This window comes from Mesorhizobium sp. P2_D5 (assembly GCF_056404355.1).
Genome location: NZ_JBFUEE010000004.1, coordinates 404,891 through 425,672, shown reverse-complemented (window position 1 = coordinate 425,672; position 20,782 = coordinate 404,891). Strand labels below are relative to the sequence as shown.

Here is a 20,782-nt window from a genome sequence, read left to right as displayed (position 1 = left end):
TACCCGGCAGCCAGCCGAAGTCCCGCCAGCGGCAGGACCCGGATTGAGAACTCAGTCGGCCTTGACGATGTGCCAGACCTCGCCGACACCGTCGCCGGTCACATCGCCGGCCTTCTTGTCCTTGATGAAGGTATAGACCGGCTTGCCATCATAGGCCCACATCTTGGTGCCGTCGGTGCGGTCGACGACGCTCCATTCGTCATCCGCCTTGGCGCCGGCCTCGGCCTTCAGCGGCGGCCAGTTGGTGGCGCACTTGTCGTAGCAATTGGTCTTGCCCTTCTCATCCTTGTCATAGGTATAAAGCGTCATGCCGTTGGCGTCGGTGTAGATCTTGGTGCCATTGACCTCAGCTTCCTTCCACGCCTCGGCGGCGAAGGATGCGGCGGTGCTCAGCACAAGCGCGGCCAGCCCTACGGTTATGGTTTTCATGGAAATCTCCCTGGCTGATATCTGGAGGCGCGCGGGAAATCGCGGCCTCGCTGTATCAACGCTTGCGAGCCGGCGTTTCTTCCCCGACCTGCACATGCCGCGACGACTTGCCACAAAATGGTGATTGGTGGAGAAGCAAGGTCGAGCCTATATCGGCGCCGGAACGGTCGGAGCTTTGGAATGGCATTGGACATCGGCTATGTCAGCGCGGTCGGGGCGGGAGCGATCTCGTTCCTGTCACCCTGCGTGCTGCCGCTGGTGCCGCCCTATCTCTGCTATATGGCCGGCGTCTCGGTCGACGATTTTCGTGGCAATGCGGGCGTGACGGCTCGTGAGGGCGCGCGCGGCGCGCTGCTCTATGCCTCGATCGCCTTCGTGCTCGGCTTCTCGACCGTGTTCGTCGCGCTCGGCGCCGGCGCCTCGACCATCGGCCACTGGCTGAGGGTCTGGCAGGAGCCGCTGGCGATGGCCGCTGGCGTGCTGATCATCCTGATGGGCCTGAATTTCCTCGGCATCTTGCGCATTCCGCTTTTGTCGCGCGAGGCGCGCTTCCAGTCGCAGGGCAAGCCGGCAAGTGCGATCGCCGCCTATGTCATGGGACTGGCTTTCGCGTTCGGCTGGACGCCCTGCATCGGCCCGGTGCTGGGGCCGATCCTGACGCTGGCCGGCGGCCGCGAGACGGTGGGCGAGGGCGCGCTGCTGCTCGCCGCCTATTCGCTTGGCCTCGGCATCCCGTTCCTCATCGCGGCGCTGTTTTCCGGCGCCTTCATGCGCTTCCTCGGCAAATTCCGCGTCCATCTCGGCCGCGTCGAGAAAGCCATTGGCGCGCTGCTGGTCGTCGCCGGGGTGTTTTTCCTCACTGGCGGCGTACAGACCGTATCCTACTGGCTGCTCGAGAATTTCCCGGTGCTCGGACGACTGGGGTGATCCCCTTGCCTAAGATGCGAAAGGCGCGGAGTGGGCTCGCTGATTAAGAGTTAGCTGCTCTACCATCTCACCGGAATTTAACCGCATTGGTGCAGCAAGGCGCCACTGCTATCCTGTCTTGATTCCCAACCCTTTTCATATGGTTGTTCACCCATGAGCCAGAGATCCTGCCTGTCCGTCATCCTCGCCGCCGGCGAAGGCACGCGCATGAAGAGCACGCTGCCGAAGGTGCTGCACCAGATCGCCGGGCTGCCGATGGTCGCCCATGTGGTGAAGGCGGCCGAGGCCGCCGGTGCTGGGAGCCAGGCGCTGGTGATCGGTCATGGCGCCGACGAGATGCGCAAGGCAGCCGCGAAATTCGCGCCGAAGGCCGAGACCTTCGTGCAGGAAAAGCGCCTGGGCACCGCGCATGCGGTGCTTGCCGCGCGTGAAGCGATATCAAAGGGTTACAACGATATCCTGGTGATGTTCGGCGACACACCGTTGATCGACGCCGACGCGCTCACCGTGGCGCGGCTGAAACTGGCGGAAGGTGCTGCCGTCGTGGTCATCGGTTTCCGCCCGCTCAATCCGACCGGCTATGGCAGGCTGATCGAAAAAGGCGGCAAGCTGATTGCCGTCCGCGAGGAGAAGGACTGCAGCGCGGAGGAAAGGAAGATCGGCTTTTGCAATGCCGGCATGATGGCGGTGGCCGGCAGCCAGGCGCTGACGCTGCTCGATGCGGTCGGCAACAAGAACGCCAAGGGCGAGTACTATCTCACTGACATCGTCGAGATTGCCACCGCGAAAGGCCTCGATGTCGTGGCCACCGAGACCAGCTTCGAAAGCGCGCTCGGCATCAACAACCGCGCCGAACTGGCGCAGGCCGAAGGTATCTGGCAGGCGCGCCGCCGCCACGAGGCGATGCTGTCGGGCGTGACGCTGATCGCGCCGGAGACCGTGTATTTCTCGCATGATACCGAAATCGGCGCCGACACGATCGTCGAGCCCAATGTCTGGTTCGGTCCGGGTGTGAAGATCGCCACCGGCGCCAAGATCCATGCCTTCAGCCATTTCGAGGGTGCCACCATCGCCTCGAATTGCGAAGTTGGGCCATTCGCTCGGCTGCGACCGGGAGCCGATCTCAGGAACAAGGCCAAGGTCGGCAATTTCTGCGAAGTCAAGCAGGCGACCATCGAGGACGGCGCCAAGGTCAATCACCTGACCTATATCGGCGATGCCCGCGTCGGCGCGGGCGCCAACATCGGGGCCGGCGCCATCACCTGCAATTACGACGGCTACTCGAAATTCTTCACCGACATCGGCGAGGGCGCCTTTATCGGATCGAACTCCTCTCTGGTGGCGCCTGTCACCATCGGCAGGCGCGGCTACATCGCGTCGGGCAGCGTCATCACCGAAAGCGTGCCGGACGATGCGCTGGCCTTCGGTCGCGCCCGCCAGAAGACAATCCCCGGCAAAGCCAAGGAATTGCGCGAGCGGTTTGCTTCGGCCGCGGCCGCGAAGAAAAAGGCTGCCGGCGCCGACCACTAGCTAGCCGGTCATGTCCTTGTCGAAGGTGGCGGTTACCTCGATCTTGCCGACGATGGCTTTGTTGAAATCATCGAGGTCCTCGGCGGGTATCCAGTATTCGAGATGCGCCTTGCTGCCGGCGTGCTCGACCCGGTAGCGGTCGAGAAAGCTTTTCAGCACGTCAAACCGCGTCACGAAGCCTGCTCCGCTTGCCGGCACGTTCCAGTCGCGCGCGATCTGCACGGCATAGGCTTCCGACAGGACCGGATAGAAGATCGGCTGTTCGGGCAGGCGCGGCGGAAACGCCCGCATGTCCGAAGCCTCGATGAGTTTCAGCTCGTCAGGTCCGACCGGGCGCCAGAGTGTAATGGTTGATATGGTTTCGTTCATGGTAGGAGCTTAGCCAAACATTTCCCGACCGGGAACCGAATGGCTGAAAAACCGAATGATTGCAGTAACCGGATTGCAAGAGCGGTCTGTCATGGTGCATGCGTACAGAAGCGTTCCGTTACACGGGGCGAAATGCAATGTGACTTTCGCGGCAGGCCGGCCATCCCTAAATAGTGCTGGTTTTCCATGGGGAATTGGGGGCTGTCTGCATGTGCGGTATCGTTGGAATCGTCGGCCACTCGCAGGTTGCGCCGCTCATCGTCGACGCGCTGAAACGGCTCGAATATCGCGGCTATGACTCGGCCGGCGTCGCCACCATCGAACATGGTCAGCTTGCACGCAGGCGCGCCGAAGGCAAGCTGATCAACCTCGAACGTCGGCTCAAGGACGATCCGCTCGATGGCACGATCGGTATCGGCCACACGCGCTGGGCAACGCACGGTGTGCCCAACGAGACCAATGCGCATCCGCATTTTTCCGACGGCGTCGCCATCGTCCACAACGGCATCATCGAGAACTTCGCGGAATTGCGCGACGAGTTGAAGCGTGACGGCTACAGCTTTTCTTCGCAGACCGACACCGAGGTCGTCGCCCATCTGGTGGCGCGCGAACTGGCCAGGGGGCTGAAGCCGGTCGAGGCCGCGCACCAGGCGCTGAAGCGGCTGGAAGGCGCCTTCGCGCTGGCCATCATGTTCAAAGGCGACGAGGACCTGATCGTCGGCGCCCGTAATGGCCCGCCGCTGGCTGTCGGCCATGGCGACGGCGAGATGTTCCTGGGTTCCGACGCCATCGCGCTCGCCCCGTTCACCAATTCGATCACCTATCTCGAAGATGGCGATTGGGCGGTGGTGCGCCGCGACGGCGTCACGATCTTCGACATCGACGGCAACAAGGTCGACCGCAAGCGGCAGCAGTCGCTCTCGACCAGCTTCATGGTCGACAAGGGCAACCGGCGCCATTTCATGGAGAAGGAAATCCATGAACAGCCCGAAGTGATTTCGCACACGCTGGCGAATTATCTCGACTTCGTTGGTGGCGTGTCCAAGCCGCTCGACCTGCCGTTCGATTTTGCCAAGATCGACCGGCTGGCGATTTCGGCCTGCGGCACCGCATATCTCGCCGGCCTGATCGGCAAGTACTGGTTCGAGCGTTACGCGCGGCTCCCGGTCGATATCGATGTCGCCTCCGAATTCCGCTATCGCGAAATGCCGCTGTCCGCGAACGATGCCGCCTTCTTCATCTCGCAATCGGGCGAGACCGCCGACACGCTGGCCTCGCTGCGCTATTGTCGCAAGGCGGGGATGAAGATCGGCGCGCTCGTCAATGTCCGTGAATCGACTATGGCGCGCGAATCCGACGTCGTGCTGCCGACGCTCGCCGGCCCGGAGATCGGCGTTGCCTCGACCAAGGCGTTCACGTGCCAGCTTTCGGTGCTGGCATCGCTTGCCGTGCGCGCCGGCGTGGCGCGCGGCACGATCTCGCGTGAGCAGGAAAAGACCTTTGTGCGCGAGTTGTCGGAGGCGCCGCGTTACGCCAACCAGGTGCTGAAGCTCGACCATCAGATCGAAAAGATCGCGCGCGACCTCGCACACTACAAGAACGTGCTCTATCTCGGCCGCGACACCAATTTTCCGCTGGCCATGGAAGGCGCGCTAAAACTCAAGGAAATCTCCTATATCCACGCCGAGGGCTATGCCGCGGGCGAGCTGAAGCATGGGCCGATCGCGCTGATCGACGAGAACATGCCCGTCATCGTCATCGCGCCGCACGACCGGATTTTCGAGAAGACCGTGTCCAACATGCAGGAAGTGGCGGCGCGCGGCGGCAAGATCATCCTGATCACCGACAGCAAGGGTGCGGCACTTACCAGCGTCAAGACAATGGAGACGATCGTGCTGCCGGACGTGCCGGAAATCATCTCGCCGATCATTTACGCGCTGCCGATCCAGATGCTCGCCTATTTCACCGCCGTATTCATGGGCACCGATGTCGACCAGCCGCGCAATCTGGCGAAATCGGTGACTGTGGAGTAGGCGCAGCCTTCCAAAAACTTCGCAGTCCAAAGCGCCTTCCGGTTCACAGAGCCGCTGTGATGGTATTTGCATCACAGCGGCTCTTTTTCTTTTTTTGCATGATCTTTTTCCGAAAACCGGTTCCCACTTTTCGGGATCATGCTCTAATGTTGCGCTGCAACCCGTGTCCCCGGTGACCCATGTCCGATGCGCCCAAGACCTCTGGCATGACCCGGCTGAGGAACTATTTCCTCACGGGCTTCGTCGTCTGCGCGCCGCTGGCGATTACCGCCTATATCGCCTGGTCGTTCATCGGCTGGGTCGATTCCTGGGTAAAGCCCTATATCCCGGCACGCTATAGCCCCGACAGCTACCTGCCGTTTCCGGTCCCGGGGTTTGGACTGATCGTCGCGCTGATCCTGATCACGCTGATCGGTTTCCTGACGGCCAACATTGTCGGCCGCGCCATCGTCAATTTCGGCGAGCGCCTGCTTGGCCGCATGCCGCTGGTGCGCGGCATCTATGGCTCGCTGAAGCAGATTTTCGAGACCGTGCTGTCGAACAAGGGCGACATGTTCCGCCAGGTCGGGTTGGTCGAATATCCGCGCAAGGGCGTCTGGTCGCTGGTGTTCGTCGCCAGCGAGAAGGAAACCGAGATCAACCAGAAACTCGACCAGGAAGGCGATCCGCTGATCGCCGTGTTCATGCCTTGCACGCCGAACCCGACCACCGGGTTTCTGATGTATGTGCCGAAGTCCGACATCGTGCTGCTCGACATGACGATCGAGGACGGCGCCAAGCTGATCGTCTCCGCCGGGCTGGTGGCGCCCGAAGTCAAGCCGATGGTCGTCGTGAACGGCGAGCCGATCGATGTGCTTGCCAACCCATCGGTTGCCGCCTTGGCTCAGCCGGCGCGCAGGAGCCGGACGGCTTCGTCGCGGCCGAACAAGTAAAGCAACAGGCGCAACGCCTCGCCACGCTCGGATTGCAGCTCCGGGTCACGTGACAGGACCAGCCTGGCGTCGTCACGAGCGGCCTCCAATAGATCGGCATGCGCCTCGATGCGTGCCACCTGGAAACCAGGCGTGCCGGACTGGCGGGTGCCCAGAAGCTCGCCTTCGCCGCGCAGCTTCAGATCTTCTTCGGCGATCAGGAACCCGTCCTCGGTCTCGCGCATCACCGACAGCCGGCGTTTTGCGGTCTCGCCGAGCGGGTCCTTGTAGAGCAGCACGCAGGATGACTTGATGTCACCGCGCCCGACCCGACCGCGCAACTGGTGCAACTGGGCAAGGCCAAAGCGCTCGGCATGTTCGATGACCATGACGGTGGCGTCCGGCACGTCGACGCCGACCTCGATGACCGTGGTGGCGATCAGGATGCGTGTCTCGCCCTGCTTGAAGGCGCGCATCGCTTCGTCCTTGTCGGCACCCTTCATGCGGCCGTGGACGAGGCCGATGCGATCGCCGAAGAGCGGTCTCAGGGACGCAAAACGGTCCTCGGCCGACATCAGCTTGATCTCTTCGGATTCCTCGACCAGCGGACAGATCCAATAGATCTTCTGGCCGCCGGCGACGGCTTCGACCATGCGGCCGACCAACTCGTCGAGCCGCTCGAGCGGCAGCGTGACGGTGCGGATCGGCTGGCGGCCGGCCGGCTTCTCCGTCAGCTTCGACACGTCCATGTCGCCGAAGGCCGTCAGCACCAGCGTGCGCGGGATGGGCGTGGCCGTCATCACCAGCATGTCGGGCGCGTCGCCCTTGGCGGTGATGGCAAGCCGCTGGTGGACGCCGAAGCGATGCTGCTCGTCGATGACCGCGAAGACCAGGTCATGGAAGGTGACCGTCTCCTGGAACAGCGCGTGGGTGCCGACGACGATGTCGATCTCGCCGCTCGCCAGGCCGGCCAGTGTGTCGGTGCGCTCGCGGCCTTTCTCGCGGCCGGTGAGGATAGCGATACGCAAACCGACCTTGGCGGCAAGCGGCGCGATCGTGGCCAGATGCTGGCGCGCCAGGATTTCGGTCGGCGCCATCAGTGCAGCTTGGCCGCCGGCCTCGACCGCACGGGCCATGGCCAGCAGCGCAACGACCGTCTTGCCGGAGCCGACATCGCCCTGCAGGAGCCGCAGCATGCGTTCGGGATCGGCGAGGTCGGCATTGATTTCGGCGAGCGCGAATTCCTGGCTCGCGGTCAGCGAGTAGGGGAGTGCAGCGCGCAGTTTCTCGACGATGCTGCCGTCGCCGACCAGAGGACGGCCGGACAGGCGGCGGATTTTTGCCCGGACCAGTGCCAGCGAAACCTGGCCCGCCAGCAGCTCGTCATAGGCTAGGCGCCGCCACGCGGCACCATCGATGGAGACATCGATCGGGTCGGCCGGATTGTGGATGCGGGCGAGCGCATCGCCAAAGGTGGGAAAGGTGTGCCGGCGCATGAAGGCGCCGTCCTGCCATTCGGCGAAAGTGGGCAAGCGCGCCAGCGCCTGGCCGATCGCCCGGCGCAGCACCTTGCCCGAGAGCCCGGCGGTGAGCGGATAGACCGGCTCGACCAGCGGCAGGTTTTCCGCTTCGCTGGCCAGCGCGATGTGGTCGGGGTGGACCATGGTCGGGCGGCCGTTGAACCATTCCATGCGACCCGAGACCACGACATGCTCGCCCTCGGGCATCGCCTTTTCGAGATAGGAGGCATGGGCATGGAAGAAAGTCAGCGCGATCTCGCCGGTATCGTCATGGGCGTAGACCCGGTAGGGCACCGACCTGTTGCCGCGCGGCGGCGGTTGGTGGCGGTCGATGCGCACCTCAAGCGTGACGATCGAGCCTTCGGCGGCGAGTGCGATGCCCGGGCGGTTGCGGCGGTCGATGACGGTGTGCGGCAACACGAACAGAAGGTCGCCGGCGCGCGCGGCGCGATCACCGAGATCGGCCGTGACGACTTTCTCGATCAGCGCGCCAACCTTCGGTCCGACGCCGGCAAGCGAGGTGATCGGGACGAACAACGGATCGAGGATGGAAGGACGCATGATGTCAGCTTATGTCGCGAGGGCCGCAGCGCAAGGCTGACAGCCCCTTCTATCCACGCTATATGCGCCGCAGCAAGTGAGGATGCGGGACAATGACCGGGACGACGAGATCAAGCGTGGGGCTGGACGCCCGCCGCCGCAAGCTTCTGTTTCGCTCCTGGCATCGCGGCATGCGCGAGATGGACCTGATCCTCGGCACCTTCGCCGACGCCGAGATCGGCGCCTTGACCGGCGAGGAAATCGACCAATATGAGAGGCTCCTCGACATTCCCGACACCGAATTCCTGCCCATGGTCACCGGCGAACGCCCGGTTCCCCGGGACATAGACTGTGCCGTCCTGCAGAAGATCCTGGCTTTCCGCCATTCCATGACATTCTGAACACAAGCAATTCCAGGAAAAGTGCGAAGCGGTTTTCCGCCCGGAGTTGCGACAAACAAGACCGTGATTTCATGAGCCTCATTCCCACCATCGGTCTGCCGAAAGGCCGCGCCGGCCAGTTCATCGTCGATGGCGTCGCCGACGGCTATGAAGCCTTTGCGCTGGTGCAGGCGGCACTGGAGATCGCGCCGGACAAGCCGGTTCTGTTCGTGGCGCGCGACGGCCAGAGGCTGCCGGCGATCATCGAGGCGCTGTCCTTCGCGGCGCCCGGCCTTCCTGTGCTGGAACTGCCGGCTTGGGATTGCCTGCCCTATGACCGGGTCTCGCCCGGCTCGGACGCCGCCGCCAAGCGGCTCGATGCGTTGACCGCCATGATCGCGCTGGCGAAGAAGCCGCACCGCGCCGTCATACTGACCACCGCCAATGCGTTGCTGCAGCGCATCCCGCCGGCCGACCTGGTCGAGGCACAAACCTTCCATGCCAGGCCCGGCAACCAGATCGACATGAATGCGCTGGTGTCGCGGCTGGAGACGTCCGGGTTCGAACGCGTACCGACCGTGCGCGGCATCGGTGAATTCGCCGTGCGCGGCGGCATTCTCGACCTGTTCGCGCCCGGCTGGACCGAGGCGCTCAGGCTCGATTTCTTCGGCGACACGCTGGAATCGATCCGCGTGTTCGACGCCGCCACGCAACGCACCACCGGCCAACGCAAGTCGATGGCGCTACAGGCGATGAGCGAAGTGGCGCTGACGCCGGAAACCATCAGCCGTTTCCGCCGCTCCTATATCGAAGCCTTTGGCGCGCCCCAGCGCGACGACGGGCTCTATGCGGCGGTCAGCGAAGGGCGACGCTTCGCCGGCATTGAGCACTGGCTGCCGTTCTTCTACGAACGGCTGGAGACCGTGTTCGATTATCTGCCGGACACGCCTGTTGTGTTCGACCATCTGGCGCATGAGGCGCTGGCCGAGCGTCACACGCTGATCCTCGACCACTACGAGGCGCGCAAGAAGCAGGCCGACGGCGCATTGAAGGATGCGGTGCCCTACAAGCCGGTGCCGCCGGACCTGCTCTACCTCTCGCCGGAAAACCTGATTGCTTCGCTCGGGCCGCGCGAAGCGATCGATTTTACGCCCTTCGACGCGCCCGATGCCGGCGCCAAGAAAGTGTTCCATGCCGGCTCGCGCCATGGCCGCAGTTTTGCTGGGGAGCGCGCCGACCCCAGCATCAATGTCTTCGATATCGTCGTCAGGCATATCGCCGACGAGCGTGCTGCGCGCCGCCGTATCGTCATTGCCGGCTGGACAGAAGGCTCGCTCGACCGGCTTGGCCAGATCCTCAGCGAGCACCATCTCGGCAATCTCAAGCAGGTCGCCACGCTGGCGGAAGCGGAGCAACTCGAGCCGGGGCAGGCGGCATTGGCCGTGCTGCCGCTGGAATCCGGTTTCGAGACCGAAAGACTGGTCGTCGTCGCCGAACAGGACATTCTCGGCGACCGGCTGATCCGGCGCTCGAAGCGCAAGAAGCGCGCCTCGGACTTCATCGCCGAAGCCTCGGCGCTGTCGGCCGGCGACATCGTCGTCCATGCCGACCACGGCATCGGCCGCTTCATTGGCCTGCGCACCATCGAAGCGGTTGGCGCCCCGCATGACTGCCTGGAAATCCACTATGCCGGCGACGACCGGCTGTTCCTGCCGGTCGAGAACATCGAGCTTCTGTCGCGCTACGGTTCGGATTCGGCCGAGGCGACCTTGGACAAACTCGGCGGCGGCGCCTGGCAGTCGCGCAAGGCGCGGCTGAAGAAACGCCTGCTCGACATGGCCGGGCAACTGATCCGCATCGCCGCCGAACGGCAGATGCGCGCCGCACCGGCATTGGTTCCGGCCGAGGGCCTCTATGGCGAGTTCGCTGCCCGCTTCCCCTATGAGGAGACCGACGACCAGCAGACGGCGATCGACTCGGTTCGGGACGATCTGGGCGCCGGCAAGCCGATGGACCGGCTGATCTGCGGCGATGTCGGTTTCGGCAAGACGGAAGTGGCGCTGCGCGCCGCCTTCATCGCGGCGATGGAAGGATTCCAGGTCGCCGTCGTGGTGCCGACGACGCTGTTGTCGCGCCAGCATTTTAAGACGTTTTCGCAGCGCTTTTCCGGCCTGCCGATTCGCGTCGCCCAGGCGTCGCGGCTGGTCGGCGCCAAGGAGCTGGCCGAGACCAAGAAAGGCATCGCCGAGGGCCAGGTCGACATCGTCATCGGCACCCACGCGCTGCTCGGGTCCGCGATCTCGTTCAAGAACCTTGGCCTGTTGATCATCGACGAGGAGCAGCACTTTGGCGTCAAGCACAAGGAGCGGCTGAAGGACCTGAAGACCGATGTGCATGTGCTGACGCTGTCGGCGACACCGATTCCGCGCACGCTGCAATTGGCGCTGACGGGTGTACGCGAGCTGTCGCTGATCGCCACGCCTCCGGTCGACCGCATGGCGGTGCGCACCTTCATCTCGCCTTTCGATCCGCTGGTCATCCGCGAGACGCTACTTCGGGAGCGCTATCGCGGCGGCCACTCCTTCTATGTCGTTCCGCGTATTAGCGATTTGGCGGAGATCCATGATTTCCTGAGAGAATCCGTTCCGGAGCTGAAGGTGGCGGTGGCCCACGGCCAGATGCCGCCGGGCGAACTCGACGACATCATGAATGCCTTCTACGACGGCCAGTACGATGTGCTGTTGTCGACGACCATCGTCGAATCCGGTCTCGACATCCCGACCGCCAACACGCTGATCATCCATCGCGCCGACATGTTCGGCCTGTCGCAGCTCTATCAGCTGCGCGGCCGCGTCGGCCGCTCGAAGGTGCGCGCCTATGCGCTGTTCACGCTGCCGGCCAACCGCAAGCTGACCGACACGGCCGAGCGCCGGCTGAAGGTGCTGCAGTCGCTCGACACGCTGGGCGCCGGCTTCCAACTGGCCAGCCACGATCTCGATATCAGAGGCGCCGGCAATCTTCTCGGCGAAGAGCAGTCCGGCCACATCAAGGAGGTCGGCTTCGAGCTCTACCAGCAGATGCTGGAGGAGGCCGTCGCCGAGGTGAAGGATTCCGGCGAAGTGCAGGATGGCGGCTGGTCGCCGCAGATCGCAGTCGGTACGGCGGTGATGATCCCGGAAAGCTATGTGCCGGACCTGCAGCTCAGGCTGGCGCTCTACCGCCGCCTCGGCGACCTCGAAAACACCGAGGAGATCGACGCCTTCGGCGCGGAGCTGATCGACCGGTTCGGCCCGCTGCCGGAAGAGGTGAAGCATCTCTTGAAGATCGTCTTCATCAAGGCGCTCTGCCGCAAGGCCAATGTCGAAAAGCTCGACGCCGGGCCGAAGGGTGTCGTCATCCATTTCCGCAAACGCGAATTCTCCAACCCGGTCGGCCTGGTCCAGTTCATTGGCGAGCAGGGTTCGCTGGCCAAGATCCGGCCCGACCACAGCGTCGTGTTCGTGCGCGACTGGCCGACGGCCGAGAAGCGGCTGGCAGGCTCGGCCGTCGTCATGACGCAGTTGGCGCGGCTGGTGGCGGCGTAGCGGGCAGGGATAGGGGCACCGGCTGGGCAGCCGGTGCATTCGCCAGCCGGACAAATCCGGTCTAGAATAGGAAATCGGCTTCGTGTATGGAGCCGCGATCCCCACATGGGGTGGATCGGCGGGCGACGGCGCTCGCTTTGTTGTTTGACGCAATTCCGGACGGAAACCGTTTCACGCTTTTCCTGGAATTGCTCGGAAAGAGCTTTGGGTGCAGCGATGACGAAATGGTCGCCGAATTCGTGGAGAGCGATGCCGATCAAGCAGGTTCCTGCCTATCCGGACCTTGCCGCGCTGAAGAACACGGAAGCCCAGCTCGCCACCTTTCCGCCGCTGGTTTTTGCAGGTGAGGCGCGCAAGCTGAAGAAGCAGTTGGCGGCTGTTGCTGCCGGTGATGCATTCCTTCTCCAGGGCGGCGATTGCGCCGAGAGTTTTGCCGAACATGGCGCGGACAATATCCGCGACTTCTTCCGCGTCTTCCTGCAGATGTCGGTGGTGTTGACCTTCGCCGGCGCGCAGCCGGTGGTCAAGGTCGGCCGGGTTGCCGGCCAGTTCGCCAAGCCGCGCTCGTCCGACAACGAGACCAAGGGCGATGTGACGCTGCCTAGCTATCGCGGCGACATCATCAACGGCATCGAGTTCGACGCCAAGTCGCGCATTCCAGATCCTGCCCGCCAGGAGATGGCATACCGCCAGTCGGCGGCGACGCTCAACCTTCTGCGCGCCTTCGCGCAGGGTGGCTATGCCAGCCTGGAGAACGTGCATAGCTGGATGCTCGGCTTCGTGTCCGACAGCCCGCAAGGCGAGAAGTACGGTGAACTCGCCAACCGCATCACCGAGACGATGGACTTCATGAAGGCCGTCGGCATCACCTCGGAAACCAACTATGCATTGCGCGAGACGGATTTCTACACCAGCCACGAGGCGCTTCTGCTCGGCTATGAGGAGGCGCTGACCCGCGTCGATTCGACCTCCGGCGACTGGTACGCCACGTCGGGTCACATGATCTGGATCGGTGATCGGACGCGCCAGCCCGACCATGCGCATGTCGAATATTGCCGCGGCATCAAGAACCCGCTTGGCCTGAAGTGCGGCCCCTCGCTGACGCCGGATGGGTTGCTGGAACTGATCGACCTGCTCAACCCCGAAAACGAACCCGGCCGGCTGACGCTGATCGCGCGCTTCGGCTCGGACAAGGTCGCCGACCATCTGCCGAAGCTGGTGCGTGCGGTGCAGAAGGAAGGCCGCAGCGTGGTGTGGTCGTCGGACCCGATGCATGGCAACACGATCGAGGCCGCCGGCTACAAGACGCGGCCGTTCGACCGCATCCTGAAGGAGGTGCAAACCTTCTTCGAGGTGCATCGCGCCGAAGGCACGCATCCTGGCGGCATCCACGTCGAAATGACCGGCAAGAACGTCACCGAATGCACCGGTGGCGCCCGCGCCATCACCGCCGATGAATTGCAGGATCGCTACCACACGCATTGCGATCCACGTCTCAACGCCGACCAGGCGATCGAACTGGCCTTCCTGGTCTCTGACCTGTTGAAGAAGAGCCACCCGGTGCAGCACAAGCAGGCCGTTAACGGCTGAGCTTGATTTCGGCCTGAACGTTGACGGAAAAAAGCGCTGGAGAAATCCGGCGCTTTCTTTTTCAGCGTCCGCGTTCCCAGCGCAGGCCGGCGAGTCCGGGTCCGAGGCGGATGGGGCGCTCAGTCCTTCTTGTAGAGCAGCCAGCTCTTGCCGGCGCGGCCGGCCATCGTCGAATGCCTGGTGACGCGGTTGCGGCCGCTGACCTTGGAGCGATACAGCGCCCGGTCGGCCTTGGTGTAGAGATCCTCCGGCCCCTCGGCTTCGGATGCCATGCAAATGCCCATCGAGACGGTGACGGTGCCGTAGTTCGTGCCGGTCTGGCTGCTGGTGAACGGCGTCTGCTCGATCAGGGCGCGGATGCGCTCCGCGATCTCGTAGGTTGCGTCCTCGCTGGCGCCCTCGATGATCAGCGCGAACTCCTCGCCGCCGGTTCGGGCGACGAACATGTCACCGCGGATGCTGGTCTGGAAGATGTCGGCGATGATCTGGATGATCTTGTCGCCGACCGGGTGGCCGTAGCGATCGTTGATGTCCTTGAAGCGATCGATGTCGGCAAGGATCAGGGCGTTGAACAGGATACCCTTGTTGCTGTTGTAGATCCTGGTGATTTCCTTGTCGAATGCGCGGCGATTCCAGATATGGGTCAACGGATCGGTGTCGGCCAGCCGCTTGTATTCCTCGAGCTTCGACTTGACGCTCTCGAGTTCGGCCGTCTTGTCGCTGAGCGTCGAGGCCACCTGCCGGCCGTGGTCGATCGTCGAATTGGTGGCAATCGTCATGGCGTTGGCGATCTTCTGCAAAAGATCCTGGGAGAGAAGGCTGCGGTTGCTCAGTCCGCTCGATGTCTCGTCGAGGATCCTGCCGTATTTCTCGATATGGCTGCGCTCGCTCCTCAACAGCGAAGCGACCTCCTCGAGCTCCCTGGCAATGACTTCCCTGGCATGCTCGACGATGCCGGGGCCATGGTTGTGGGCAAAGAAGGCGCGGCCGATCTGGTCCAGTTCATCCTGTGTCGGCCGGTTGCTCAGCGAAACGACGGCGAGGCTGAGTTCGCGATTGGTGCCGCTCAGTGCCTCGTAGAAAATTTCGTAGTTGCGGGGAAGGCCGAGCACGCCCAACTGGCGCATTGTGGCGACGACAGTGGCCGCGATATCGGTGCTTCGTTCGGTTGGGACAGCTGCCGCCTGCATGTTCTGATCACTCTTCCCCTTGGATCCCGCCGCAGAACTTTGGGGGTTCCATTTGTCGCCAACCGGGGAAGACTACCCGATAACCCAGAACAACTTGCGAACAGACGCGTCCCCACCTGCGACATTCGCTCGCCATGACCATAAATGCGGGAGCGCTAAAGTTTCCTTAATTCGCTGAGGTTCCACGGTTTTTCTATCTCTTGTGTGCTGTGGAGGCTGCAATTTGCGCACCAACAATCCGGGATGAACGCCAGTTTGGTGGGTTTGAATGCGAAATTCGCGCATAACGCGCTGCAAAAAGTGAAACTGGATTCGGCTTCGCCACACCAGCAAATGTCGCATTTGCTTGCGTATGGCTGCCACAAAGCTGGAATCCTGACGACGAAGCCATGCCAGGCACAGGTTCTTCAAGGAGGGGCGAAATGAGTGACAGTCACGGCGGATCGTGTCTGTGCGGAGCGGTTCGCTTCAGAACCCGCGGAGCGCTGCGTGGCGTCGTCTATTGTCATTGTTCGCAATGCAGGAAGCAGAGCGGACATTTCTACGCCGCGACCAATGTTGCAGACGCCGACATTGTGATCGAGGGCGGCGAAAGCATCACCTGGTACGAAGCGTCTTCCTTCGCCAGGCGCGGTTTTTGCAAGGCATGCGGGTCTCTGCTGTTCTGGAAGCCGCGGGACCAGGGCTACGTTTCGGTCATGGCGGGATCGTTCGACGTGCCGACGGGCCTTGAGGGCGAATGCCACATCTTCGTCGGCGACAAGGGCGACTATTATTCGATCGACGACGGGCTGCCGCAGTTTGAAAAGTCGACGCCGTCCATACCGGTCGCTGAATGAATCTTGGACAAATCGCCTTATTCCATTGATCTGGCCAGCCATTGCATTATCCCGTGCCGGTGATTCGCAAAGGGGTTTGGCATGCAGCGGCTGATCGACGCTTTTTTCAATTCAGTGCGGGCGTTTCGCAAGCTGGCCGTCAGCGAGAAGGCTTTCCAGCAGGAGCTGATGCTGCTCGCGCTCGCCTTGCCGCTCGGCTGGTTCGTTTCGATCTCGTGGCGTGGCTATGCCTTGCTGATCGGAGCGGTGCTGCTTCTCATCATGGTCGAAGTGCTGAACACAGGCATCGAGGCGGCCTGCGACGCGTTCAGCCGCGAGTTCAATGTCGATATCCAGCTAGCCAAGGACTGCGGTTCGCTGGCGGTTCTGATTTCGGTGATCATCGTCGCCGGCGTCTGGGGCATCGCCATCATCGAACGCATCACCGGGCTACCGATCTAGCATCCCGGCTCCTACATGACGGTAACTAAAGGAAACCGTCATGTCTGAAGTCACAAACCTTCTGCTTCTGGAGCGCAAAGGGCTACCGGACGATTTGCGCTGGCTGGCCGAGAAATACCCGCGCGAAAACTGGCAGGGCCACGCCAACATCCGCGGCGTCGCCAATATGTGGCTGCAGCGTCACGACATGTTCCGCGAACTCGGCGGCATGCTGACCAACGGCATTGGCGACTACCGCGAAGGCAGGCTGACAGCGCCCGACTTCGCGCGCTGGTTCCCGGTCTTCGCCAAGGCGGAGACGCGGCTGAAGCGCGGCTTCGAGATCCTCGATGCCGACCATCACACCATCCATGAAGGTCTGGAGCGCAATGCCGAGGCCGCCGACGCCTTCATCAAGACGCTTCAGAAGAGCGAAGACAGACAGCGCTTTGCCGCCGACGCCTATGCCGACGAAAACAGCCGGCTGATCGCCATGCTGACCAGGCACCTTGCCGACGAGGAAGACCTGATCATCCCACTGATCCTCGATCGGGGTGATGTCGCGCTTGGTATTGACTGATGCATGTCGCTCAAAGTGCTTGGCGGCTTTGGGGCAACGACATGCATGGAAACCAAAGGTCTCAGCTTTCCCTGGTCCGTTCCTTTTTCGCGACGTGGCGGGCGATCAGCCAGGCAAACACGGCCACCGTCAAACCAATGCCAAGCCCGACCAGCAACCGCTCGTGATGCATCAATGCCTGGCCGACGAAGTGTTCGGCCCCCAAACCAAAGACATAGCCAACCGTACTGAACAGCACCGCCCAGATCACCGATGACATGGCGTTGAGGATAATGAAACGCGGCGCCGCGATGTTGGAAAGGCCGGCCGCGATGCCGCCGACAAGGCGCATGCCGTAGATGTAGCGGTTCGACAGCACGAAGATGTCGGGATGGGTGTTGAGCAGGCGAAAGGCCCGGCGGAAGCCAGGCCGCCTGCGCAATCTGACGACATAGGGATGGTCGGCAAAGCTTCGTCCAAGAATGAAGAAGAAGGTGTCGCCGACGAAGGCGCCAAGGGCGGCCGCCAGGACGGTATGCCAGAGCACGAAGACTTGTTGGTGCGCGAAGAAGCCACCGAGGATGGCCGCACTTTCACCCTCCGCGACACAGCCGAGGAAGACGGCGAGCAGTCCGTATTGTTCGATGAGGTGATGGATCGTTTCGGTCATGAAGACGGCTGCTGCTGCGACAGCCTTTCGTCGATCCGCTTGACGAGGTCGGCCAGCCGCGCCATCTCGTCGCGCATGCCGAGGATCTGGCCGTGGCGGAGTTCGTCCAGCTTTTCATGCAGCGCCATGATCTCGATCTCAGCCTTCAAATTGACCTCGTAATCGTGGGCGGCGTCGATGCGGTCGCGCTCGGTCTGGCGGTTCTGCGCCATCATGATCACCGGTGCCTGCAAGGCGGCGATCATCGACAGCACGAGGTTGAGGAAGATGAACGGGTAGGGATCGAAGGCGTCGCGCGACAGGAGCCAGACATTGCCCGCGGTCCACAGGACTAGGAACGCGATGAAGGTCAGGATGAAGGACCACGAGCCGCCGATGCGGGCAATCGTGTCGGCGAGGCGGTCGCCAAAGGTCTGATGGAAGGCGACGGCCTTGTTGGTGTCCCGCGAGATGGTGGTGCGTTCGAGCGTCGATTGCAGCACGCGGCTTTCGAGCTGGCTGAGGCCGTCCGGCCGTCGCTTGAGCCAGCGGTTCGCCAGGTCGTCGATCGTCTTGTTCATGGCCGTCTCCAGGGTCTTGGCTTGCCTAAAGCGCGTCGCGTTGAAAACGGATTCAAATGACGCGCTTTAGGTCTTTGTTCTCATGCATGTCGTTGTCTCAAAACCGGGGCCACTTTTGAGCGACATGCACTAAGAGGTAGAGGCTGCCGGCCCTCACGGGAAGTGTTACATTGTCGCGAACAGCGAGGGATCGATGGCCGATTTTCAGAAAATTCGCCTGCGTGCGGCAAAACGCAAGGGCGGTGAGGCGGAGCTTTCGTCACTTTTGGGGCCGGCGCCCGACAATGCCGCCGTGGCTGACATCGCCGACGATCGCATTCTGTCTGTTATGGCCGAGCGCGTCTTTGCCGCCGGTTTCGTCTGGCGCGTCATCGAACAGAAATGGCCGGGCTTCGAAGAGGCCTTCCTCCACTTCGAGCCGAAGCGGCTGTTGTTCCAGCCCGATGATTTCTGGCACGATCTGACGGCCGACCAGCGCATCGTGCGCAATCCGCAGAAGATCAAATCGGTGCGCGACAATGCTGCCTTCGTCGAGCGAGTGTCGAAGGAATATGGCGGTTTCGGCAAATTCCTTGCCGACTGGCCTGCGGACGATCAGGTCGGGCTGATGGCCTATCTCGGCAAGCATGGCAGCCGGCTCGGCGGCAACACCGGCCAGTATTTCCTGCGCTGGCTGGGCTGGGATGCCTTCGTCATTTCGGGTGATATGGCGGCGGCACTGCGCGATGCCGGCCTCGACATCGCCGAAAGCCCGACCTCGAAGAAGGATCTCGACAAGATCCAAAACCAGATCAATCAATGGGCGACGGAGACGGGCCTGCCGCGCCGGCATATTTCGCGCATCCTGGCGATGTCGATCGGCGACAACCATTCGCCAGAAGCGCTGCGCGAATATATGGGCGACGACTGATCGCTGGTCGCCCAGCCACGATCTGACATTTGGTCTGGACACGAATGACCTATGTCATTCGGTCTGGATTGGTCCAAACGAACGCCATTGCTCGGGCAAATTTGCCGCGCTAAGTCAGCAGCATGACCAAGAAGCTCGACATCCTGCGCATCGCCGTCGCCCAGCTCAATCCGACTGTTGGCGACATACCAGGCAATCTCGCCAAGGCGCGCGAGGCGAGGGCGGATGCAGCCCGCCAGGGCGCCGATGTCGTGCTCTACACCGAGCTCTTCCTCGCCGGCTATCCGCCGGAGGATCTGGTGCTGAAGCCGGCTTTCCTGAAGGCCTGCGAAAAGGCGGCGCAGGACTTTGCTGCCGATACCGCCGATGGCGGTCCGGGCGTCATCATCGGCACGCCGCTGAAGCGCAAGAGCGGCACGCACAATTCGATCGTCTTCGCCGATGGCGGCAAGATTATCGCCGAGCGCTACAAGCTCGATTTACCGAACTACGGCGAATTCGACGAAAAGCGCGTCTTCCAGGCTGGACCCGAGATCCAGGGGCCGGTCAATTTCCGCGGTGTGCGGATCGGGATTCCGATCTGCGAGGACATCTGGGGCGATGTCGGCATCTGTGAGACGCTGGCCGAAAGCGGGGCTGAGATCCTGCTGGTGCCGAACGGCTCGCCCTACTATCGCGCCAAGATCGATGTCCGCCATCAGGTCGTCATCCGCCAGGTCATCGAATGCGGGCTGCCGATGATCTATGCCAACCAGCTTGGCGGCCAGGACGAGCTGATCTTCGACGGCGCGTCGTTTGCCATCGGTTCCGACAAGACGCTGGCCTTCCAGATGAGCCAGTTCGAGGAAGCGGTCGACGTGACCACCTGGAAACGAACGGATGACGGTTGGATCTGTTCTGAAGGGCCGATGTCGAAGATCCCGGACAGGGAGGAGGCCGACTACCGCGCCTGCATGCTTGGCCTGCGCGACTACGTCAACAAGAACGGTTTCAAGAACGTCGTGCTCGGCCTGTCGGGCGGTATCGATTCGGCGATCTGCGCGGCGTTGGCCGTCGATGCGCTTGGCGAAGAACGCCTGCGCGCGGTGATGATGCCCTATCGCTACACCTCGAAGGACTCGCTGAAAGACGCCGAGGATTGCGCCCGGGCGCTCGGGTGCCGCTATGACATCGTGCCGATCTTCGAGCCGGTCGAGGGCTTTCTGCACACGCTGACACAGCTTTTCGAGGGCACCAAGGAAGGCATTACCGAGGAGAATTTGCAGAGCCGTGCGCGCGGCACCATCCTGATGGCGATCTCCAACAAGTTCGGCTCGATGGTCGTCACCACCGGCAACAAGAGCGAGATGTCGGTCGGCTACGCCACGCTCTACGGCGATATGAACGGCGGCTTCAATCCGATCAAGGACCTCTACAAGATGCAGGTCTACGCGCTGTCGCGCTGGCGCAACAGCCACGTGCCGCCGGGCGCGCTCGGGCCTTCGGGCGAGGTCATTCCGAAGAACATCATCGACAAGGCGCCGTCGGCGGAATTGCGCGAGAACCAGACCGACCAGGATTCGCTGCCGCCCTATCCGGTGCTGGACGATGTCCTCGAATGCCTGGTCGAGAACGAGATGGGGGTCGACGACATCGTCGCACGCGGTCACGACCGGTCGACAGTTACACGCATCGAGCACCTGCTCTACATCGCCGAATACAAGCGCCGGCAGGCGGCACCGGGCGTGAAGATCACCCGGAAGAATTTTGGCCGTGACCGCCGCTATCCCATCACCAACCGTTTCAGGGACCGCAGCTAGATGGCGGTCGTGGACCGAACGC

General features: G+C 62.7%; 18 protein-coding genes. 12 read left to right on the top strand and 6 right to left on the bottom strand.

Going from position 1 to position 20,782, the window contains the following annotated elements; genetic code table 11:
* Positions 1-51: 51 nt before the first annotated feature.
* Complete coding sequence (locus tag AC1DYW_RS19750; protein WP_477227337.1) at positions 52-429, bottom strand: COG4315 family predicted lipoprotein; 378 nt, start codon at positions 427-429, stop codon at positions 52-54.
* Positions 430-609: 180 nt separating this feature from the next.
* Between AC1DYW_RS19750 and AC1DYW_RS19745 the strand changes: the two genes are divergently transcribed.
* Positions 610-1,356 (top strand): cytochrome c biogenesis CcdA family protein, encoded by a 747-nt coding sequence (locus AC1DYW_RS19745; RefSeq protein WP_184873922.1) that lies wholly within the window; start codon positions 610-612, stop codon positions 1,354-1,356.
* Positions 1,357-1,509: 153 nt separating this feature from the next.
* A complete protein-coding gene (glmU, locus tag AC1DYW_RS19740) occupies positions 1,510-2,886 on the top strand; it encodes a bifunctional UDP-N-acetylglucosamine diphosphorylase/glucosamine-1-phosphate N-acetyltransferase GlmU (protein ID WP_477227336.1) in 1,377 nt (458 codons plus the stop codon).
* Here the strand turns inward: glmU and AC1DYW_RS19735 are convergent, their stop codons facing one another.
* Entirely contained in the window at positions 2,887-3,255 is a 369-nt protein-coding gene (locus tag AC1DYW_RS19735; RefSeq protein WP_477227335.1) for an ADP-ribosylation/crystallin J1, read from the bottom strand.
* Positions 3,256-3,464: 209 nt separating this feature from the next.
* Here AC1DYW_RS19735 and glmS point away from each other — a divergent pair, with 209 nt between their 5' ends.
* Positions 3,465-5,288, top strand: a complete 1,824-nt coding sequence (glmS, locus tag AC1DYW_RS19730) for a glutamine--fructose-6-phosphate transaminase (isomerizing) (RefSeq protein WP_477227334.1) — start codon at positions 3,465-3,467, stop codon at positions 5,286-5,288.
* Between the two features lie 179 nt (positions 5,289-5,467).
* Complete coding sequence (locus AC1DYW_RS19725; protein ID WP_095085130.1) at positions 5,468-6,220, top strand: DUF502 domain-containing protein; 753 nt, start codon at positions 5,468-5,470, stop codon at positions 6,218-6,220.
* Here AC1DYW_RS19725 and recG read toward each other — a convergent pair.
* The gene (gene recG / locus AC1DYW_RS19720; protein ID WP_477227333.1) at positions 6,172-8,280 is read right to left on the bottom strand and encodes an ATP-dependent DNA helicase RecG; all 2,109 of its coding nucleotides are present in this window, start codon (positions 8,278-8,280) and stop codon (positions 6,172-6,174) included. The genes AC1DYW_RS19725 and recG overlap by 49 nt on opposite strands.
* Positions 8,281-8,372: 92 nt before the next feature.
* On the opposite strand from recG, the gene AC1DYW_RS19715 reads away from it, so the two are divergent.
* The 3 genes from AC1DYW_RS19715 to AC1DYW_RS19705 all read left to right on the top strand — a co-directional run bounded on the left by AC1DYW_RS19715 (position 8,373) and on the right by AC1DYW_RS19705 (position 13,813).
* Positions 8,373-8,660 carry a succinate dehydrogenase assembly factor 2 gene (locus tag AC1DYW_RS19715; RefSeq protein ID WP_457153368.1) on the top strand — a complete coding sequence of 96 codons (288 nt, stop codon included), beginning with the start codon at positions 8,373-8,375 and terminating at the stop codon, positions 8,658-8,660.
* A 71-nt stretch (positions 8,661-8,731) separates the two neighbouring features.
* On the top strand, positions 8,732-12,223 hold the full coding sequence (gene mfd, locus AC1DYW_RS19710; RefSeq protein ID WP_477227332.1) for a transcription-repair coupling factor: 3,492 nt from the start codon (positions 8,732-8,734) through the stop codon (positions 12,221-12,223).
* Between the two features lie 216 nt (positions 12,224-12,439).
* Positions 12,440-13,813: a class II 3-deoxy-7-phosphoheptulonate synthase gene (locus AC1DYW_RS19705; RefSeq protein ID WP_095085126.1), complete on the top strand. Its 1,374-nt coding sequence runs from the start codon at positions 12,440-12,442 to the stop codon at positions 13,811-13,813.
* A 119-nt stretch (positions 13,814-13,932) separates the two neighbouring features.
* Here the strand turns inward: AC1DYW_RS19705 and AC1DYW_RS19700 are convergent, their stop codons facing one another.
* Positions 13,933-15,003: a GGDEF domain-containing protein gene (locus AC1DYW_RS19700; protein ID WP_477227331.1), complete on the bottom strand. Its 1,071-nt coding sequence runs from the start codon at positions 15,001-15,003 to the stop codon at positions 13,933-13,935.
* 422 nt (positions 15,004-15,425) lie between these two features.
* Between AC1DYW_RS19700 and AC1DYW_RS19695 the strand changes: the two genes are divergently transcribed.
* From AC1DYW_RS19695 to AC1DYW_RS19685, 3 genes are all read left to right on the top strand, one after another.
* Positions 15,426-15,842, top strand: a complete 417-nt coding sequence (locus tag AC1DYW_RS19695; protein WP_457154423.1) for a GFA family protein — start codon at positions 15,426-15,428, stop codon at positions 15,840-15,842.
* Between the two features lie 81 nt (positions 15,843-15,923).
* A complete protein-coding gene (locus AC1DYW_RS19690) occupies positions 15,924-16,283 on the top strand; it encodes a diacylglycerol kinase (protein WP_095085124.1) in 360 nt (119 codons plus the stop codon).
* A gap of 40 nt (positions 16,284-16,323) precedes the next feature.
* Complete coding sequence (locus tag AC1DYW_RS19685) at positions 16,324-16,842, top strand: hemerythrin domain-containing protein (RefSeq protein ID WP_477227330.1); 519 nt, start codon at positions 16,324-16,326, stop codon at positions 16,840-16,842.
* A gap of 61 nt (positions 16,843-16,903) precedes the next feature.
* On the opposite strand, the gene AC1DYW_RS19680 is transcribed toward AC1DYW_RS19685, so the two are convergent.
* Positions 16,904-17,491, bottom strand: a complete 588-nt coding sequence (locus AC1DYW_RS19680; RefSeq protein ID WP_477227329.1) for a DedA family protein — start codon at positions 17,489-17,491, stop codon at positions 16,904-16,906.
* Positions 17,488-18,051 carry a DUF1003 domain-containing protein gene (locus AC1DYW_RS19675; protein ID WP_457154852.1) on the bottom strand — a complete coding sequence of 188 codons (564 nt, stop codon included), beginning with the start codon at positions 18,049-18,051 and terminating at the stop codon, positions 17,488-17,490. The genes AC1DYW_RS19680 and AC1DYW_RS19675 overlap by 4 nt, the downstream gene beginning before the upstream one ends.
* A gap of 193 nt (positions 18,052-18,244) precedes the next feature.
* Between AC1DYW_RS19675 and AC1DYW_RS19670 the strand changes: the two genes are divergently transcribed.
* Together AC1DYW_RS19670 and AC1DYW_RS19665 are read left to right on the top strand one after the other, a co-directional pair.
* Positions 18,245-18,961: a DNA-3-methyladenine glycosylase I gene (locus tag AC1DYW_RS19670; protein WP_477227328.1), complete on the top strand. Its 717-nt coding sequence runs from the start codon at positions 18,245-18,247 to the stop codon at positions 18,959-18,961.
* Between the two features lie 122 nt (positions 18,962-19,083).
* Positions 19,084-20,760, top strand: coding sequence for an NAD+ synthase (locus AC1DYW_RS19665; RefSeq protein WP_477227327.1), 1,677 nt, complete (start codon positions 19,084-19,086; stop codon positions 20,758-20,760).
* Positions 20,761-20,782: the final 22 nt, after the last annotated feature.

Excerpts from the sequence above, each read along its gene's own strand:
- AC1DYW_RS19750 (WP_477227337.1), bottom strand. The coding sequence starts at position 429 with ATGAAAACCATAACCGTAGGGCTGGCCGCGCTTGTGCTGAGCACCGCC.
- AC1DYW_RS19745 (WP_184873922.1), top strand. The coding sequence starts at position 610 with ATGGCATTGGACATCGGCTATGTCAGCGCGGTCGGGGCGGGAGCGATC.
- glmU (WP_477227336.1), top strand. The coding sequence starts at position 1,510 with ATGAGCCAGAGATCCTGCCTGTCCGTCATCCTCGCCGCCGGCGAAGGC.
- AC1DYW_RS19735 (WP_477227335.1), bottom strand. The coding sequence starts at position 3,255 with ATGAACGAAACCATATCAACCATTACACTCTGGCGCCCGGTCGGACCT.
- glmS (WP_477227334.1), top strand. The coding sequence starts at position 3,465 with ATGTGCGGTATCGTTGGAATCGTCGGCCACTCGCAGGTTGCGCCGCTC.
- AC1DYW_RS19725 (WP_095085130.1), top strand. The coding sequence starts at position 5,468 with ATGTCCGATGCGCCCAAGACCTCTGGCATGACCCGGCTGAGGAACTAT.
- recG (WP_477227333.1), bottom strand. The coding sequence starts at position 8,280 with ATGCGTCCTTCCATCCTCGATCCGTTGTTCGTCCCGATCACCTCGCTT.
- AC1DYW_RS19715 (WP_457153368.1), top strand. The coding sequence starts at position 8,373 with ATGACCGGGACGACGAGATCAAGCGTGGGGCTGGACGCCCGCCGCCGC.
- mfd (WP_477227332.1), top strand. The coding sequence starts at position 8,732 with ATGAGCCTCATTCCCACCATCGGTCTGCCGAAAGGCCGCGCCGGCCAG.
- AC1DYW_RS19705 (WP_095085126.1), top strand. The coding sequence starts at position 12,440 with ATGACGAAATGGTCGCCGAATTCGTGGAGAGCGATGCCGATCAAGCAG.
- AC1DYW_RS19700 (WP_477227331.1), bottom strand. The coding sequence starts at position 15,003 with ATGCAGGCGGCAGCTGTCCCAACCGAACGAAGCACCGATATCGCGGCC.
- AC1DYW_RS19695 (WP_457154423.1), top strand. The coding sequence starts at position 15,426 with ATGAGTGACAGTCACGGCGGATCGTGTCTGTGCGGAGCGGTTCGCTTC.
- AC1DYW_RS19690 (WP_095085124.1), top strand. The coding sequence starts at position 15,924 with ATGCAGCGGCTGATCGACGCTTTTTTCAATTCAGTGCGGGCGTTTCGC.
- AC1DYW_RS19685 (WP_477227330.1), top strand. The coding sequence starts at position 16,324 with ATGTCTGAAGTCACAAACCTTCTGCTTCTGGAGCGCAAAGGGCTACCG.
- AC1DYW_RS19680 (WP_477227329.1), bottom strand. The coding sequence starts at position 17,491 with ATGACCGAAACGATCCATCACCTCATCGAACAATACGGACTGCTCGCC.
- AC1DYW_RS19675 (WP_457154852.1), bottom strand. The coding sequence starts at position 18,051 with ATGAACAAGACGATCGACGACCTGGCGAACCGCTGGCTCAAGCGACGG.
- AC1DYW_RS19670 (WP_477227328.1), top strand. The coding sequence starts at position 18,245 with ATGGCCGATTTTCAGAAAATTCGCCTGCGTGCGGCAAAACGCAAGGGC.
- AC1DYW_RS19665 (WP_477227327.1), top strand. The coding sequence starts at position 19,084 with ATGACCAAGAAGCTCGACATCCTGCGCATCGCCGTCGCCCAGCTCAAT.